The organism is Streptomyces sp. NPDC025793 (assembly GCF_055558375.1).
Map to the genome: position 1 here is coordinate 65,332 of NZ_JBVHMR010000015.1, position 14,965 is coordinate 80,296.

Annotated in this window: 13 protein-coding genes; 3 read left to right on the forward strand and 10 right to left on the reverse strand. The window is 69.1% G+C overall.

Annotated elements, in window-relative coordinates; translation table 11 throughout:
- Positions 1–63: 63 nt before the first annotated feature.
- The 5 genes from prcB to arc form a co-directional block, all read right to left on the reverse strand.
- Positions 64–909 carry a proteasome subunit beta gene (prcB, locus tag ACZ4MF_RS26665; protein WP_467494442.1) on the reverse strand — a complete coding sequence of 282 codons (846 nt, stop codon included), beginning with the start codon at positions 907–909 and terminating at the stop codon, positions 64–66.
- Positions 861–1,469, reverse strand: a complete 609-nt coding sequence (locus ACZ4MF_RS26670) for an endonuclease VII domain-containing protein (protein WP_467494443.1) — start codon at positions 1,467–1,469, stop codon at positions 861–863. The genes prcB and ACZ4MF_RS26670 overlap by 49 nt, the downstream gene beginning before the upstream one ends.
- Before the next feature lie 17 nt (positions 1,470–1,486).
- Positions 1,487–1,705, reverse strand: a complete 219-nt coding sequence (locus ACZ4MF_RS26675; RefSeq protein ID WP_030608326.1) for a ubiquitin-like protein Pup — start codon at positions 1,703–1,705, stop codon at positions 1,487–1,489.
- Between the two features lie 172 nt (positions 1,706–1,877).
- Positions 1,878–3,389, reverse strand: a complete 1,512-nt coding sequence (gene dop / locus ACZ4MF_RS26680; protein ID WP_467494444.1) for a depupylase/deamidase Dop — start codon at positions 3,387–3,389, stop codon at positions 1,878–1,880.
- Between the two features lie 252 nt (positions 3,390–3,641).
- Positions 3,642–5,408 (reverse strand): proteasome ATPase, encoded by a 1,767-nt coding sequence (arc, locus tag ACZ4MF_RS26685; RefSeq protein WP_071375775.1) that lies wholly within the window; start codon positions 5,406–5,408, stop codon positions 3,642–3,644.
- A gap of 521 nt (positions 5,409–5,929) precedes the next feature.
- Between arc and ACZ4MF_RS26690 the strand changes: the two genes are divergently transcribed.
- Positions 5,930–6,232: a ferredoxin gene (locus ACZ4MF_RS26690; protein ID WP_467494445.1), complete on the forward strand. Its 303-nt coding sequence runs from the start codon at positions 5,930–5,932 to the stop codon at positions 6,230–6,232.
- A 33-nt stretch (positions 6,233–6,265) separates the two neighbouring features.
- On the opposite strand, the gene ACZ4MF_RS26695 is transcribed toward ACZ4MF_RS26690, so the two are convergent.
- From ACZ4MF_RS26695 to ACZ4MF_RS26705, 3 genes are all read right to left on the reverse strand, one after another.
- Positions 6,266–6,838, reverse strand: coding sequence for a hypothetical protein (locus ACZ4MF_RS26695; protein WP_467494446.1), 573 nt, complete (start codon positions 6,836–6,838; stop codon positions 6,266–6,268).
- 245 nt (positions 6,839–7,083) lie between these two features.
- The gene (locus ACZ4MF_RS26700) at positions 7,084–7,986 is read right to left on the reverse strand and encodes a tRNA (adenine-N1)-methyltransferase (RefSeq protein ID WP_067050546.1); all 903 of its coding nucleotides are present in this window, start codon (positions 7,984–7,986) and stop codon (positions 7,084–7,086) included.
- A gap of 56 nt (positions 7,987–8,042) precedes the next feature.
- A complete protein-coding gene (locus tag ACZ4MF_RS26705) occupies positions 8,043–9,479 on the reverse strand; it encodes a site-2 protease family protein (protein ID WP_467494447.1) in 1,437 nt (478 codons plus the stop codon).
- Between the two features lie 178 nt (positions 9,480–9,657).
- On the opposite strand from ACZ4MF_RS26705, the gene ACZ4MF_RS26710 reads away from it, so the two are divergent.
- Complete coding sequence (locus ACZ4MF_RS26710) at positions 9,658–10,548, forward strand: RecB family exonuclease (RefSeq protein ID WP_467494448.1); 891 nt, start codon at positions 9,658–9,660, stop codon at positions 10,546–10,548.
- 14 nt (positions 10,549–10,562) lie between these two features.
- Positions 10,563–11,234 (forward strand): response regulator, encoded by a 672-nt coding sequence (locus ACZ4MF_RS26715; RefSeq protein ID WP_071375780.1) that lies wholly within the window; start codon positions 10,563–10,565, stop codon positions 11,232–11,234.
- Positions 11,235–11,299: 65 nt separating this feature from the next.
- Here ACZ4MF_RS26715 and ACZ4MF_RS26720 read toward each other — a convergent pair whose 3' ends face one another.
- Both ACZ4MF_RS26720 and ACZ4MF_RS26725 read right to left on the reverse strand, forming a co-directional pair.
- Complete coding sequence (locus ACZ4MF_RS26720; RefSeq protein WP_467494449.1) at positions 11,300–12,880, reverse strand: ABC transporter substrate-binding protein; 1,581 nt, start codon at positions 12,878–12,880, stop codon at positions 11,300–11,302.
- A 96-nt stretch (positions 12,881–12,976) separates the two neighbouring features.
- Complete coding sequence (locus ACZ4MF_RS26725) at positions 12,977–14,581, reverse strand: ABC transporter substrate-binding protein (RefSeq protein WP_467494450.1); 1,605 nt, start codon at positions 14,579–14,581, stop codon at positions 12,977–12,979.
- Positions 14,582–14,965 lie beyond the last annotated feature (384 nt).

Genomic DNA, 14,965 nt, shown 5'->3' on the forward strand with positions numbered 1-14,965 from the left:
GTTATCCGTCCCTTTCTGTCGTGGTCACTGGATCACCTTCACAAGAAACCGGGGCCCGCTGCCTCAGAGCAGGGCGGCCTTGGGGCCGTCCGGCTCCTCCAGGCGGCGCTGGAGCACCGCCCGGGACAGCTCCGAGGCCTCGTCCTCGGTGAGCCGGCGGAAGCCGTCCTCGGTGATCACGGTGATGATCGGGTAGATCCGGCGGGCGACATCGGGACCACCGGTCGCCGAGTCGTCGTCTGCCGCGTCGTAGAGAGCCTGGACCACCAGGGTGGTGGCCTGCTCCTCGGTCAGGTCGCCACGGAACAGCTTCTTCATCGCACCACGCGCGAAGATCGAGCCGGAGCCCGTCGCCGCGAAGTTGTGCTCCTCGCTGCGACCGCCCGTGACGTCATAGGAGAAGATGCGCCCCTTCTCACGGTCCAGGTCGTACCCGGCGAAGAGGGGGACCACGGCCAGGCCCTGCATGGCCATGCCGAGGTTGGAGCGGATCATCGTCGACAGCCGGTTGGCCTTGCCCTCCAGGGACAGCTGAGCACCCTCGACCTTCTCGAAGTGCTCCAGCTCCAACTGGAAGAGCTTGACCATCTCGACGGCCAGACCGGCGGTACCGGCGATACCCACCGCCGAGTACTCGTCCGACGGGAAGACCTTCTCGATGTCCCGCTGAGCGATGACATTGCCCATCGTCGCCCGCCGGTCACCGGCCAGCACGACACCTCCGGGGAACGTCACGGCCACGATGGTCGTACCGTGCGGCGCCTCCAGCACCCCCTGGGTGGGCGGCAGCTGCCGATTGCCCGGCAGCATCTCGGGCTGGTGCTCCGAGAGGAAGTCCATGAACGAAGAAGAGCCCGGCGTCAGGAAGGCAGCTGGTAGACGCCCGGTGCCACGAGTATTGGCTTCCACGAGATTCCTTCCAGATAGGCAGCGGCCCGGCGTACGGCGTCGGGGTCGTCACCCAACTTGCCGATGGCCGAGTTGCAGTTGAAGCACAGTACGCCTCGGACCCTACCCGTGTTGTGGCAGTGATCCACATGCACGGGCAGGGCATCCAGGCAGATCGCACACAGGCCTCGCTGGGAGGCGATCATCGCGTCGCGTTCGGCTTCGGTGAGGCCGTAGTTGCGCTTCAAGTGATGTGCTCGCCCTGCGGCTGCGCGGCACGCCTTGCAGCGGGTCGACAGGCCATCGGACACGGTGGCATTGCGATGCCATTCGCTGCGCGGCTTGACCTCCCCACACTTCAGGCAGAGCTTGTACCCATCAGGCACTTCCACCTTGGGCCTGACCTTCTCGCCAAGGCTCTCCTGACGCGTCCGGTGGTAGTCCGATGCGCACTCCCGGCAATGTCGCTGCAGACCGTCGAGGTTCGATCGCCGTTTAGCGAAGGCTGCGTGCGGCTTCGACTCGCCGCACCGCACGCAGCGCTTCACACCTTCGTCGCTTGCCAACTTCTCCGCCCCCATAGCCTTCGATTCGAAGGCTACTGACCGCCTTTTTGAACGAATGATCGAACGAAGTCCTCGGCGTTCTCCTCCAAGACGTCATCGATTTCGTCCAGCACGGAGTCCACGTCATCCGACAACTTCTCGTGCCGCTCCTTGAGGTCCTCCGAAGCCTGCGCGTCCTGCGCCTGCTCCTCGACTTCCTCGGTGGACCGTGTGGCCTTCTGCTGGCCGCCGCCGGTGTCCTTCGTCGCCATAACCCTCACCCCGCTCAGTTCGCCTGCCGATCGGTGATGATCAGACCCTACAAGCCGGGTCCGACATCGGCCCCGCAGTTTCCACAACGTGCGGGGGCCACCTCGATGATTCCCGGACGGCGGGTTTTCCACCCTGTCCGCCCGGGGCGCCGCGGCTGTCCGCCGGCTGTGCTCAGCCGCCCGACAACACCCTGACCAGGTCTTCTGCCGTGCGGCAGCGGTCCAGGAGCTCCTTGACGTGATTTCGCGTTCCGCGTAGCGGTTCCAGGGTTGGAACGCGCTGGAGGGAGTCGCGGCCGGGGAGGTCGAAGATGACCGAGTCCCAGCTCGCGGCGGCGACGTCGTCCGCGTACTGCTCCAGGCAGCGGCCGCGGAAGTAGGCCCTGGTGTCCTCCGGGGGTGTCGTGCGGGCCCTGTCGACCTCGGACTCGTCCAGCAGGCGCTTCATGCGGCCGCGGGCCGCCAGACGGTTGTAGAGGCCCTTCTCGGCGCGTACGTCGGCGTACTGGAGGTCGACCAGGTGGAGCCGGGCCGCGTCCCAGTCGAGGCCGTCGCGGCGGCGGTAGCCCTCCATGAGCTCTCGCTTGGCGACCCAGTCCAGCTCGCCCGCGAGGCTCATCGGGTCGTTCTCGAGCCGGTTGAGGGTGTCCTCCCAGCGGGTCAGGACGTCCTTGGTCTGTTCGTCGGCGTCGGCGCCGTAGCGCTCTTCGACGTACTTGCGCGACAGCTCGAAGTACTCCATCTGCAGTTGGACCGCGGTGAGTGTGCGGCCGCTGCGGAGGGTGACCAGGCGTTGCAGGCCGGGGTCGTGGGAGACCTGGTGGAGGGTGCGTACGGGCTGGTCGACGGCGAGGTCCACGGCGATGAAGCCGTCCTCGATCATGGAGAGCACGAGGGCGGTCGTGCCGAGCTTCAGGTACGTCGAGATCTCCGACAGGTTCGCGTCGCCGATGATCACGTGCAGTCGGCGGTACTTCTCGGCGTCGGCGTGCGGCTCGTCGCGGGTGTTGATGATGGGGCGTTTGAGGGTCGTCTCCAGGCCGACCTCGACCTCGAAGTAGTCGGCGCGCTGGCTGAGCTGGAAGCCGTGTTCGTGGCCGTCCTGGCCGATGCCGACGCGGCCTGCTCCGGCGAAGACCTGGCGGGAGACGAAGAAGGGGGTGAGGTGGCGCACGATGTCCGAGAAGGGGGTCTCCCGCTTCATCAGGTAGTTCTCGTGTGTGCCGTAGGAGGCGCCCTTGTTGTCGGTGTTGTTCTTGTAGAGGTGGATCGGCTGGGCGCCGGGGAGCTGGGCGGCCCGCTCGGCGGCCTCGGCCATGATCCGTTCGCCGGCCTTGTCCCACAGGACGGCGTCGCGCGGGTTGGTCACCTCGGGGGCGCTGTACTCGGGGTGGGCGTGGTCGACGTACAGCCGGGCGCCGTTGGTGAGGATCACGTTGGCGAGGCCGATGTCCTCGTCGGTGAGCTGGCTGGCGTCGGCGGCCTCCCGGGCGAGGTCGAAGCCTCGTGCGTCCCGCAGCGGGTTCTCCTCCTCGAAGTCCCAGCGGGCCCGTCGGGCCCGGTGCATCGCCGCCGCGTAGGCGTTGACGATCTGGGACGAGGTGAGCATGGCATTGGCGTTGGGGTGGCCGGGGACGGAGATTCCGTACTCCGTCTCGATGCCCATTACTCGCCGTACGGTCATGCGGCCCTCCTTGCCCGGCGGCACCCTCGGTCGTGGGCGCCGCTCACGTACCACCGGGGCTCCGGTGCGTGCGCGGTGCCCGTCCCCGCACGGCGCGACTCGGCGGCAGGAACGAGCCTAGAACGCCTTTGCGCTGGTGGGGAGATCATTTGCGTCATTGCCTGCTCCGGTCGTGGCCGGTGGTGGCGGGTGGTGGCCGGAAAAACAGAGGGCTGCGGGTACCCGGTGAGGGCACCCGCAGCCGCCCTGCTTTTACAGGTATTGACCGGTGTTCGCCACCGTGTCGATGGAGCGTCCGGTGTCCGCGCCCTGCTTTCCGGTGATGAGCGTGCGGATGTACACGATCCGCTCGCCCTTCTTTCCGGAGATTCGGGCCCAGTCGTCCGGGTTGGTGGTGTTGGGCAGGTCCTCGTTCTCCTTGAACTCGTCCACGCAGGCCTGGAGGAGGTGGGAGACGCGGAGGCCTTTCTGTGTCTTTTCGAGGAAGTCCTTGATCGCCATTTTCTTGGCGCGGCCCACGATGTTCTCGATCATGGCGCCGGAGTTGAAGTCCTTGAAGTAGAGGACTTCCTTGTCGCCGTTGGCGTAGGTGACTTCCAGGAAGCGGTTTTCCTCGGACTCGGCGTACATCTGCTCGACCGCCGTCTGGATCATGCTCTGGACGGTGGTGGTCTTGTCGCCGCCGTGTTCGCCGAGGTCGTCGGCGTGCAGCGGGAGGCGTTCGGTGAGGTACTTGCCGAAGATGTCCTTGGCGGCCTCGGCGTCGGGACGTTCGATCTTGATCTTCACGTCGAGCCGGCCGGGGCGCAGGATGGCGGGGTCGATCATGTCCTCGCGGTTGGAGGCGCCGATGACGACCACGTTCTGCAGGCCTTCCACGCCGTCGATCTCGGCGAGCAGCTGGGGGACGATGGTGTTCTCCACGTCCGAGCTGACGCCGGAGCCGCGGGTGCGGAAGAGGGACTCCATCTCGTCGAAGAAGACGATGACGGGGGTGCCCTCGCTGGCCTTCTCGCGGGCACGCTGGAAGACGAGGCGGATTTGCCGCTCGGTCTCGCCGACGTACTTGTTGAGCAGTTCGGGGCCCTTGATGTTGAGGAAGAAGCTCTTGCCGGCGGCTTGGCCGGTGACCTCGGCGACCTTCTTGGCCAGGGAGTTCGCGACGGCTTTGGCGATGAGTGTCTTGCCGCAGCCGGGCGGGCCGTAGAGCAGTACGCCCTTGGGCGGGCGCAGCTCGTGCTCCTTGAACAGGTCGGGGTAGAGGTACGGCAGCTCGACGGCGTCGCGGATGGCCTCGATCTGGTTGCCGAGGCCGCCGATCTGGTCGTAACCGATGTCCGGGACTTCTTCGAGGACGAGTTCTTCGACCTCGCTCTTGGGCACGACTTCGTAGACGTAGCCGGAGCGGGGTTCGAGGAGGAGGGCGTCGCCGGGGCGGATGGTGACGTCCAGCAGTGGCTCGGCGAGCCGTACCACCCGCTCCTCGTCGGTGTGCCCGAGTACGAGGGCGCGCTCGCCGTCCTCCAGGATCTCCTTGAGGGTGACGATGTCGCCGACGCTCTCGTATTCCATGGCCTCGACCACGTTGAGCGCCTCGTTGAGCATGACTTCCTGGCCGCGCCGCAGGTCGTCGAGGTCGACGCTCGGGCTGACGTTCACCCGGAGTTTGCGGCCGCCGGTGAAGATGTCGGCGGTGCCGTCCTCGTTCGCTTGCAGGAAGACACCGAAGCCGGCCGGTGGCTGGGCGAGCCGGTCGACTTCTTCCTTGAGGGCCACGATCTGGTCGCGGGCCTCGCGGAGGGTGTTGGCCAGTCGTTCGTTCTGGGCGGACACGCCGGCCAGGTTCGTCTGCAGCTCGACGATCCGCTCTTCGAGAATCCTCGTGTGCCGCGGAGAGTCGGCGAGCTTGCGTCGCAGGACGGCGATCTCCTGCTCAAGGTAGGCGATCTGCCCGGCCGGGTCGTCGGACCCTCGTCCCGGGCGGATGCCGCGGTTCATGTCGTCGTCGTGGGCTGCCACGGTCCTCACCTCCTCCAAGGGGAGCTGGACGCTTCCAGACCCTACCTGGGTGGGTGTCGATTGAAACCCCTAGATCACCAAGACTGTCAAGGTGTGTCGTCGGTCACCCGATGCGCTCTCCCTCGCACGGAGGGGATACCCACTCAACGTGATGTGGAAGCAGCTTGTTCCGGGCATCGCGTGGTCGAATTCCTTCGGTGCTGGCCGGAGTTGTCCGTTCAGGGCTGGTCGGCCTGTGTGCGGGCAGCCTGCCGCGCGCTCGCACGTCCTCACGCAGAGCGACGGTCCGGGCGGACGGTGTGACCGTCGGCGCGGCCTGAAGTGGTCGTTCCCCTGGCCGGGGCTCCCCTGTCCCGGTCGGGCCGTCGTACCCGTAGGTGATCGTGTGGAAACCCCGTCACCGGCGGAAGAGGGCCGGAAAGCGGCGGAGGTAGGGTCGAGGGGTGTTCAACAGCCGCTGGAGCGGACCCGGCTGGCGCTCCCGGCGCCCCGCCGCCCGGCGAACCGATACGGCAGGAGAGGTGACCGTGCAGCAGGAGGCCCCGGGGGGCGAGGCGCTGGAGGTCTGGATCGACCAGGACCTGTGTACCGGCGACGGGATCTGTGCCCAGTACGCCCCTGAGGTGTTCGAGCTGGACATCGACGGGCTGGCGTATGTGAGGGGCGCGGGCGACGAGCTGTTGCAGAGCGCGGGGGCGACGACGCCGGTGCCGCTGCCGCTGCTCGCGGACGTGGTGGACTCGGCCCGGGAGTGTCCCGGTGAGTGCATCCATGTGCGACGTGTTTCGGACAGGGTCGAGGTGTACGGGCCCGACGCGGACTGAGTCCCCGCCGGGCTCCGGGCCGCACGCCCCGGGTCAGACGCTGTGGGTGTCGGCGGGCGTGGTGCGGACGAACGCGCTGCCGCTCCACTTCCAGGTGACGGGGGTCTTCAGGTCGGGGCAGCAGTTGGGCACCGCGTCCGAGGAGTAGCCGAGCAGGGTGGCGGCGACCGCGCCCGCGCGTAGGGAGAAGCCGGTGACGGTGAACCGGTCCTGGGGCTTCACGAGGGTGGCGACCACGCGCGGCGTGCCGCCGTCGGACGGTCGGGTGATGACGTAGACCCCGTCCGGCGGGGTGCCCATGGCGGTGTCGCAGTGCACGACCGCGACCGTCTCCGGTCTGCCGTCCCCGTCCAGGTCCCCGCTGGCCTTCTTCACCACCACTGCCTTGACCGGTCCGCAGTTCAGCGGGAAGGCCACGCCGGTGGTGCCCGGCGGGGCGACGGCCGTGCGGGCGGCTCTGGGCTGTGTGCCGGTGGCGGCCGTGGCGGAGCCGGGCTGTACGACGGAGGAGAGGGCCACGACGCCGGCGACGGCGGTGGCCGTGGCGACCCAGTGGATGGGCCTGGTCTGGGTGTGGGCGAGCTCCGGGACGGCGGATTGCTGCACGAGGAGTGTCTCCTGTGAGGGCTGTGCCGGTGGGGTGGCCAGCATGGTGCCATACGTCACAGTGCGGGGGAACGGCGGGGTCCGGGATTCCCGCGGGGCGCAACGCCCGCGCGCGTGCGGGGTGTACGCACCGTGGGGGACGGGGAACCCTGGCATCCCGTCAACGAAGGGGCGCCGTGCCGGAGTTCCCGGTGGTCGGTGGGAACTCGGGCACGGCGCCCTCACGTTGAGCCGTGTGTGGCCGGTCAGCGGCCGGTGCCGCCGTCGGCGTTCGGTCCGGCGTAGTCCTCGCCGTAGGCGCCCTTGGCGGGGCGGCGGCGGCGCATGGGGGGTTCGACGCCGTCCGCGAGGCGGCGGGCGGTGAGCAGGAAGCCGGTGTGGCCGATCATCCGGTGGTCCGGGCGGACGGCCAGGCCCTCGATGTGCCAGTTGCGGATCATGGTCTCCCAGGCGGTCGGCTCGTTGAAGCAGCCGATCTCGCGGATGGACTCCACGGTCCGGGCGAGCTGGGTGGTGGTGGCCACGTAGCAGCACAGGATGCCGCCGGGGACGAGTGCCTTGGAGACGGCCTCCAGGCACTCCCAGGGGGCGAGCATGTCGAGGATGACGCGGTCGACGTCGGTGTCGGACAGGTTGTCCTGGAGGTCGCCGACGGTGAGCTGCCAGGCGGGGTGCGGGCCGCCGAAGTAGCGCTCCACGTTCGCCTGCGCGATCTCGGCGAAGTCCTCGCGGCGTTCGTAGGAGTGCAGCATGCCCTGGTCGCCGATGGCGCGCAGCAGGAAACTGCTGAGCGAGCCGGAGCCGACGCCGGCCTCCACGACGCGCGCGCCGGGGAAGATGTCGGCGAAGGCGAGGATCTGCCCCGCGTCCTTCGGGTAGACGACGGCTGCCCCGCGGGGCATGGACAGGACGTAGTCGGGGAGCAGGGGGCGCAGCGCGAGGTAGGCCACGTTGCCGGTGGTGCGGACAACGCTGCCCTCGGGAGCACCGATCAGTTCGTCGTGCGGGAAGGAGCCCTTGTGGGTGTGGAAGTTCTTCCCTGCTTCGAGCGTGAACGTGTAGTGGCGGCCCTTGGGGTCGGTCAGCTGAACCTGGTCCCCGACCTTGAAGGGCCCGCGCCTGCGGGCGGCACCGGTCGGTTCGGACATGTGAACAGACTACCGGCCCCGGCGGGGGCCGCCGACCACCAGGCGGAGGGGCGGGGCTAGGCGGAGGGGCGGGCCATGGCCTTGACGAAGGCGCGCTCGACGTCGGCCGCGGACAGGACGCCGTAGATCTCGCCGGTCTCCTCGACGACCAGGTACTCGGTGGCCGGGGTGGCGCGCAGGACGTCGAGGAGGTCCTCGCCGGCCAGTTCGGCGGAGACGCGCATGCCGTCGGTGAGGTCCTGGGCGAGGCCGCTGACCGCGACCCAGGGGCGGCGGTGCTCGGGCACGCCGACGATGGCGGCCTCGCGGACGAGGGAGAGGGGGTTGCCGTCGGCGTCGACCACGACCAGGGCGCGGGCACCGGCGGCGTTGGCGCGACGCAGGGCCTCGGAGAGCGGGGTGTCGGTCTGCACCGGCACGGCCCGCCGGGTGAGGGTGCGGGCGCGCAGCTCGGGGAGGTGCTCGCGCAGCCGGGCCATGCGCAGGCTGTTGCCGGCGCCGGTCCAGATGATCGCGGCGAGGATGGCGGCGAGCAGGGCGTCGGTGACGGTGTCCATGCCGTTCACCTCGGTGCCGTCGCCGCCGAGCGCGCCGGACTGGTTCATCAGCGGCAGGCCGATCAGTACGGCGACGGCGAGCGCGCGGCCGACCCAGGCGGCGGCGACGGTGCCGCTCATGGGCTTGCCGGTGATCTTCCAGACGACGGCGCGGAGCATGCGGCCGCCGTCGAGGGGCAGGCCGGGCAGGAGGTTGAAGATCGCCACGATCAGGTTGGAGATCATCAGCCCCGCGAGCAGCACGCCGGGCACGGAGCGGGGTTCGACGGGCTGCATGGCGAGGTAGAAGACCCCGGCGAGGACGAGGGAGAGCAGGGGGCCGACGAAGGCCAGCACGAATTCCCGGCCCGGGGTCTCGGCCTCCTTCTCGATCTCGGAGACGCCGCCGAAGAACTGGAGCTGGATGCGGCGGACCGGGAGCTTGAAGCGGATCGCGGCGACCGTGTGGGCCAGTTCGTGGACCAGCACGGAGGCGTAGAAGGCGACGGCGAAGAACAGCGAGACCAGGTAGCGCGCGGCACCCAGTTCGGGCAGCACGCGGTCGAGCTGGCCGCCGAAGACCCAGGTGATCAGCGCGGCGACGAGGAACCAGCTGGGCGCCACGTACACGGGCACCCCGAAGGGGCGCCCCATGAGGATGCCGCCGCCCGGCTCCTTGGGCCGCGGCTGCGGCGGTTCGCCCTTGGCGATGCCGGAGTGCGCGAGGGAGCGGTGTTCCGAGGGGGCCGCGGTGTCGTGGGGGTGGTCGTCGGGGGCGGAGGCGGTGCTGTCGGTCTCGGGACGTCGCGGGGTGCCGGCCCGGTCGTCGGCGTCCTGGGCGCCGGCCTGCCGAGCGCTGTCGTCCTCGGCGTTCTCAGGGGCCGGAGGAACCGCGGGGTGCTCGGCCGGCTCGTCGTTGCCGGGCCGTGGCTGCCCGCTCCCGCCGCTCACGTCCACGGTGTCCCCTCGTTCGAAGCGTCTTCCGCACCTGCCGGCCGGAAGGGTCCGAGGTCGATGGTATGCGGCCGTGGTGTCGTGTTTCGCCCCGGCACCCGTTGTGTTCGCCGCGTGGTCGCGCGGCCGGTCCGGGCGGCGGGTGGGTCACTGTCAGTGGCGGGCCGTAAGGTCTGTGGGCATGGACAGCAGCTTCGAGGGCGCGGCGGCCGAACACGTCGCCAAGGCGCCCACCTCCCTGTCGCCCTCGCGGGCCGGCGACTTCATGCAGTGCCCGCTGCTGTACCGGTTCCGGGTGATCGACCGGCTGCCGGAGAAGCCGAGCGCGGCGGCGACGAGAGGCACGCTGGTGCACGCCGTGCTGGAGCGGCTGTTCGACGCGCCCGCCGGGGAGCGGACCGCGCCGCGGGCCAAGGCGTTGATCCCGGGCCAGTGGGACCGGCTGCGGGAGAGCCGGCCGGAGGTGACGGAGCTGTTCGCCGACGATCCGGACGGTGAGCGGCTGGCGGGCTGGCTCGCGGAGGCCGAGCGGCTGGTGGAGCGCTGGTTCACGCTGGAGGATCCGACGCGGCTGGAGCCCGCGGAGCGGGAGCTGTTCGTCGAGGCCGAGCTGGAGTCCGGGCTGCGGCTGCGCGGGATCATCGACCGGGTCGACGTGGCGCCGACGGGCGAGGTCCGCATCGTCGACTACAAGACCGGCAAGGCGCCCCGGCCCGAGTACGCCGAGGGCGCGCTCTTCCAGATGAAGTTCTACGCCCTCGTGGTCTGGCGGCTGAAGCAGGTCGTGCCGCGCCGTCTGCAGCTCGTCTATCTCGGCAGCGGGGACGTGCTGACGTACGACCCGGATCTGGCCGATCTGGAGCGGGTCGAGCGCAAGCTGCACGCGCTGTGGGAGGCCATCGGGCAGGCCACGGAGACCGGCGAGTGGCGCCCGCGCCCGACCAAGCTGTGCGGCTGGTGCGACCATCAGGCGCACTGCCCCGAGTTCGGCGGCACTCCCCCGCCGTATCCGCTGCCGGTGAGGGCGGCCGAGCCGGAGGCCGGGTCGCAGGGCAGAATGGGCGCGGACTAGCGAAGGAGTGTCACGTGGCCATCCGCGTCCTACTGGTCGACGACCAGCCCCTGCTGCGTACGGGTTTCCGGATGATCCTGGAGGCCGAGCAGGATCTCGCGGTCGTGGGCGAGGCCGGTGACGGTCTGCAGGCCCTCGATCAGGTGCGGGCCCTGCAGCCGGACGTCGTGCTGATGGACATCCGTATGCCGCGGATGGACGGTGTGGAGGCGACCCGGCAGATCACCGGGCCCGACCGGTCCGGCCCGGCCAAGGTGCTCGTGCTGACCACGTTCGATCTCGACGAGTACGTGGTGGAGGCGCTGCGCGCCGGGGCCAGCGGCTTCCTGCTGAAGGACGCCCCCGCCAACGAGCTGGTGCAGGCGATCCGCGTGGTCGCGGCCGGTGAGGCGATGCTGGCGCCGAGCATCACGCGTCGTCTGCTGGACAAGTACGCGACGCATCTGCCCTCCGGCGAGGAGCCCGTGCCGGACACCCTGCACACGCTCACCGACCGCGAGGTGGAGGTGCTGAAGCTGGTGGCGCGCGGGCTGTCCAACGCGGAGATCGCCGCTGATCTGTTCGTCAGCGAGACGACGGTGAAGACGCACGTGGGGCACGTGCTGACCAAGCTGGGCCTGCGGGACCGGGTGCAGGCGGCGGTGTACGCGTACGAGAGCGGGCTCGTCCGCCCGGGCGCGCAGTAGCCCTGTACACAGCAGGGGCGCTGCCTCCTCCGTAGGGGGAAGCAGCGCCGCTGCGTCTGTATCGCTCAGTCCTTGCTGAGTTCCCAGAACCGGAACACGGTCGAGGCGTCCAGGCAGTACTCCAGGCCGTAGACGCCGTCGCGGGCGACTGCGTACTGCTTGGCCTGCCACACGGGCAGGACGGGCAGTTCGGCGGCGACGATGTCCTGGAGCCGGCCGAAGTCCTGGTCGGTGGCGCCGCGGTCGCTCTGCGCGGCGGTGTGCGGGATGAGCGTGCCGGTGATGGTGCTGTTGCGGTAGTGGTTGTCCAGCACGTTGCCCTTGCCGAAGAACGGGGCCGTGAAGTTGTCGGGGTCCGGGTAGTCCGGCACCCAGCCCTTCACGTAGACGCCGTATTTGCCGGCGGCGATGTCCTTCTCGTACTGGTCGAAGGTGACCGACTTGACGTCGGCGTCGAACAGGCCGCCGGCGTCGAGCTGTCCGGCGATGGCCTTCAACTCCTGGTCGGTGGCCGGGCCGTAGCGCGACGGGGTGGACCACAGGGTGAGCTTCACCTTGCCGGTGATGCCGTCGGCGCGCAGTGCGGCGGCGGCCTTGGCCTGTGAGGGGCGGGCGCCGTAGGTGTCGAAGAAGGCCGTGTTGTGGCCGGCGATGCCCGCCGGGACGATCGAGTACAGCGGGGTGGCGGTGCCCCGGTAGACGTTCTTGATCAGGGCGTCGCGGTCGAGGAGATAGGCCATGGCCTTGCGGACGCCGAGCTTTCCGGCGACCGGGTCCTTCATGTTGAAGACCAGGTGCTGGACCTCGGCGCTGCTGCCCTCGACGACGTCGACGCCCTTGCTGTCGTCCTGCTGGTCGAGGCCGGCGACGTCGGAGGCGGACAGGCCGCGGTAGGCGAGGTCGACGCCGCCGTCGAGGAGGGCCTTCTTCAGGGCGGCCCGGTCGCCGTGGAAGAACTTCAGGGTGATGCCGGAGTTCTTGACCTTCGCGGTGCCCCGGTAGTTGCCGTTGACCGAGAAGACGGCCTTGTCCTGGTCGAAGGAGTCCAGCCGGTAGGGGCCGGAGCCGACGGCCTTGCCGTCCTTGCGGAGCCCGTCCGCGTCGTACTGCCGGTGGTCCACGATGGAGCCGGCGCCGGAGGCGAGCTTGCTGGGGAAGGTGGCGTCGGGGACCTTCAGGTGGAAGACGACCTTCTTCGCGTCCGGGGTGTCGACCGAGCCGAGCGTCGGGAACATGATCGCGGGCCCCGACGGGTCGTTGATCCTCAGCATGCGGTCGAAGGAGAACTTCACGTCCTGCGAGGTGAGCGCGTCATCGTTGCTGAACTTCAGGCCGTCTCTCAGCTCGCACTGGTAGACCGTGGCCCGCGGGTCGGTGAAGGTGCACTTCTTGGCCAGTTCGGGCTGGGGTTCGGTGCCACCCTTGGGGAAACTGAGCAGCGACTGGAAGACGTTGTCGAACAACAGCCAGGAGCCGGGGTCGTAGCCGGACGCCGGGTCCGTGGCGAGGACGTCGTCGGACATCCCCATCACCACGGAGGTGCCGGTGCCTCCTAAGTCGCCGCTCTCCGTTCCACAGCCGGTCAAAAGGCCGGAGGCCAGCCCCGCCACGATGGGCAGGACCGGCCACTGGTAACGCATGTTCACTGCATGTGCCTTGTCGTCGGTTCCGTCACCCCGGGGCCGCCGTCCTGGCCCCGGGTCCCGGGTCAGCCGTTTGCGGCCCCCGGACGAGGAGAGCCGTCAGCCGCTCACACCGCGGCCGAGCTCCCACAGCTGAAGCGCCGAGGAGGAGTTGAGGGCGTACGCGACGCCCGTGATGTCGCCCCGTGCGGCGACGTACTGCTTGCCCTGCCACAGCGGCAGGACCGGGACGTCCTCGGCGACGGTGTCCTGGATCTGGGTCAGGCTCTTGGCGGCGGAGAGCCGGTCGGCCTCGCGGCGGGAGTCCGGGATCAGCGTGTTCTGGATGGTGGGGTTGGAGTACGGCGAGCCGAGGAAGTTGTCCTTGTCGAGGAAGGGCGCGAGGAAGTTGTCGGCGTCCGGGAAGTCGGGGAACCAGCCCATGCCGTAGACGTCGTACTGGCCCTTCTTCTCGGCGGGCCGGAACTGGTCCCAGGGGTGCCCCTGGATGGAGGCGTCGAACAGGCCGCTGCCGTTGAGCTGCTGCTGCAGGACCTCGAACTCCTGCTTCGTGGCCGAGCCGTAGTGGTCGGTCGTGTAGTGCAGGGTCAGCTTCACCGGGGTGCTGATGCCGGCCTTGGTGAGCAGGTCCTTGGCCTTGGCGGCACTGGGGTTGCCGTACTTGTTGAAGAACGAGTTGGAGTGGCCCGTGACGGTGGCCGGGACCAGCGAGTACAGCGGCTCGGCCTCGGTGCCGTAGACCTTGGAGACCAGTTCGCCGCGGTTGATCAGCTGGGCCATGGCCTGGCGGACGGCCTTGGACTTCACGCTGGGCGCGTTGGTGTCGAAGGCCAGGTAGCGGATCTCCAGGCCCGGCATGTCGACCAGGTCGACCTTGTTGTCGCTGCCGGAGTCCAGCTTCTGGATCTGCGCGGGATCCATCGTGCGGGTCATGACGTCGATGTCGCCCTTGTCGATCGCCGTGCCCATGGCGTCGGCGGAGTCGTAGGAGCGCAGCACGACCTTGCTGTTGTTCACCGTCACGCTGCCCTTGTACGAAGGGTTCTTGGTGAAGGTGGCGCTGACGATCGCGTTGTCCTTGACGTCGGCCTGGAAGCTGTACGGCCCGGAGCCGTCCACCGAGAAGCCGTCGCGCAGCTTGTCCTTCTCGTAGTCCTTCGGGTCGACGATGCCCGCGGGAGGAGTGGACAGCTTGTACGGGAAGGTGGCGTCGGCCGCATTCAGGTGGAAGATGACCTCGCGGTCGCCCTGCGTCTCGATCGTGTCGATGGTGTTCAGCAGCGCGGAGACACCGCTGTCCGACTTGATGCGCAGCACCCGCTCGATGGAGTACTTGACGTCCTCGGCGGTCACCGGGTCGCCGTTGGCGAACTTCAGTCCGTCGCGCAGCTTGCAGGCGTAGCGCTCGCTGCCGCTGTCGGTGAAGCCGCAGCTCTCGGCGGCGTCCGGGACGGGGTCACCCTCGCCCTTGGGCTGGGCCATCAGCGTCTGCTGGGTCTGGCGCAGGATGTTCCAGGTGCCGACGTCGTAGGCGTAGGCCGGGTCGAGCGGCGCCGGGGCGTCCTTCGTGGCGGTGAACCGGTCCGTGGTGCCGACGACGATGGCGTAGCCGCTCTTGCCCCCGCCGCCGGATCCGCCGCACGCGGCGAGAACCGGGGTGAGCAGGCCGGCCAGCGCCGGCAGCACCAAAGTCTTGCGGTTCATGCGGAAGTTTCTCCAGAGCTGTTCGGGTCCGTGTATCCGGCACGCGGGGATGGTGCGGCGGAAACACGGGGGATGCGGCGATGTTCTCGCGACGAGATTAGTCCGCGCCCGCAGGGGGCTTCACGGCCCTGCGAGTTGACCTGTCATCACGCAGTGAAACCGGCTGCGGACGCACAGAAAACCCGACAGCGGCAGGATTAGTGCAGCTTCCCACCAATCGGGACACAAGGAACCGCCGATCCCCCTCGAACGGGGCCGGTCAGCACACTCGGGTAACATTGTCGATACCCTGGAGGGTGGCGAACATCACACCTTCAACTGTGCGGGGAGTCAGTGGAATTCGGCCGCGCGACCGGGTGCGAATTCCACTCGGGTGTACTTCCC

Bases quoted from the DNA above. Each gene is read 5' to 3' on its own strand.
- ACZ4MF_RS26670 (WP_467494443.1), bottom strand. From the start codon at position 1,469: ATGGGGGCGGAGAAGTTGGCAAGCGACGAAGGTGTGAAGCGCTGCGTG.
- ACZ4MF_RS26675 (WP_030608326.1), bottom strand. From the start codon at position 1,705: ATGGCGACGAAGGACACCGGCGGCGGCCAGCAGAAGGCCACACGGTCC.
- dop (WP_467494444.1), bottom strand. From the start codon at position 3,389: ATGACCGTACGGCGAGTAATGGGCATCGAGACGGAGTACGGAATCTCC.
- ACZ4MF_RS26700 (WP_067050546.1), bottom strand. From the start codon at position 7,986: ATGTCCGAACCGACCGGTGCCGCCCGCAGGCGCGGGCCCTTCAAGGTC.
- ACZ4MF_RS26710 (WP_467494448.1), top strand. From the start codon at position 9,658: ATGGACAGCAGCTTCGAGGGCGCGGCGGCCGAACACGTCGCCAAGGCG.
- ACZ4MF_RS26725 (WP_467494450.1), bottom strand. From the start codon at position 14,581: ATGAACCGCAAGACTTTGGTGCTGCCGGCGCTGGCCGGCCTGCTCACC.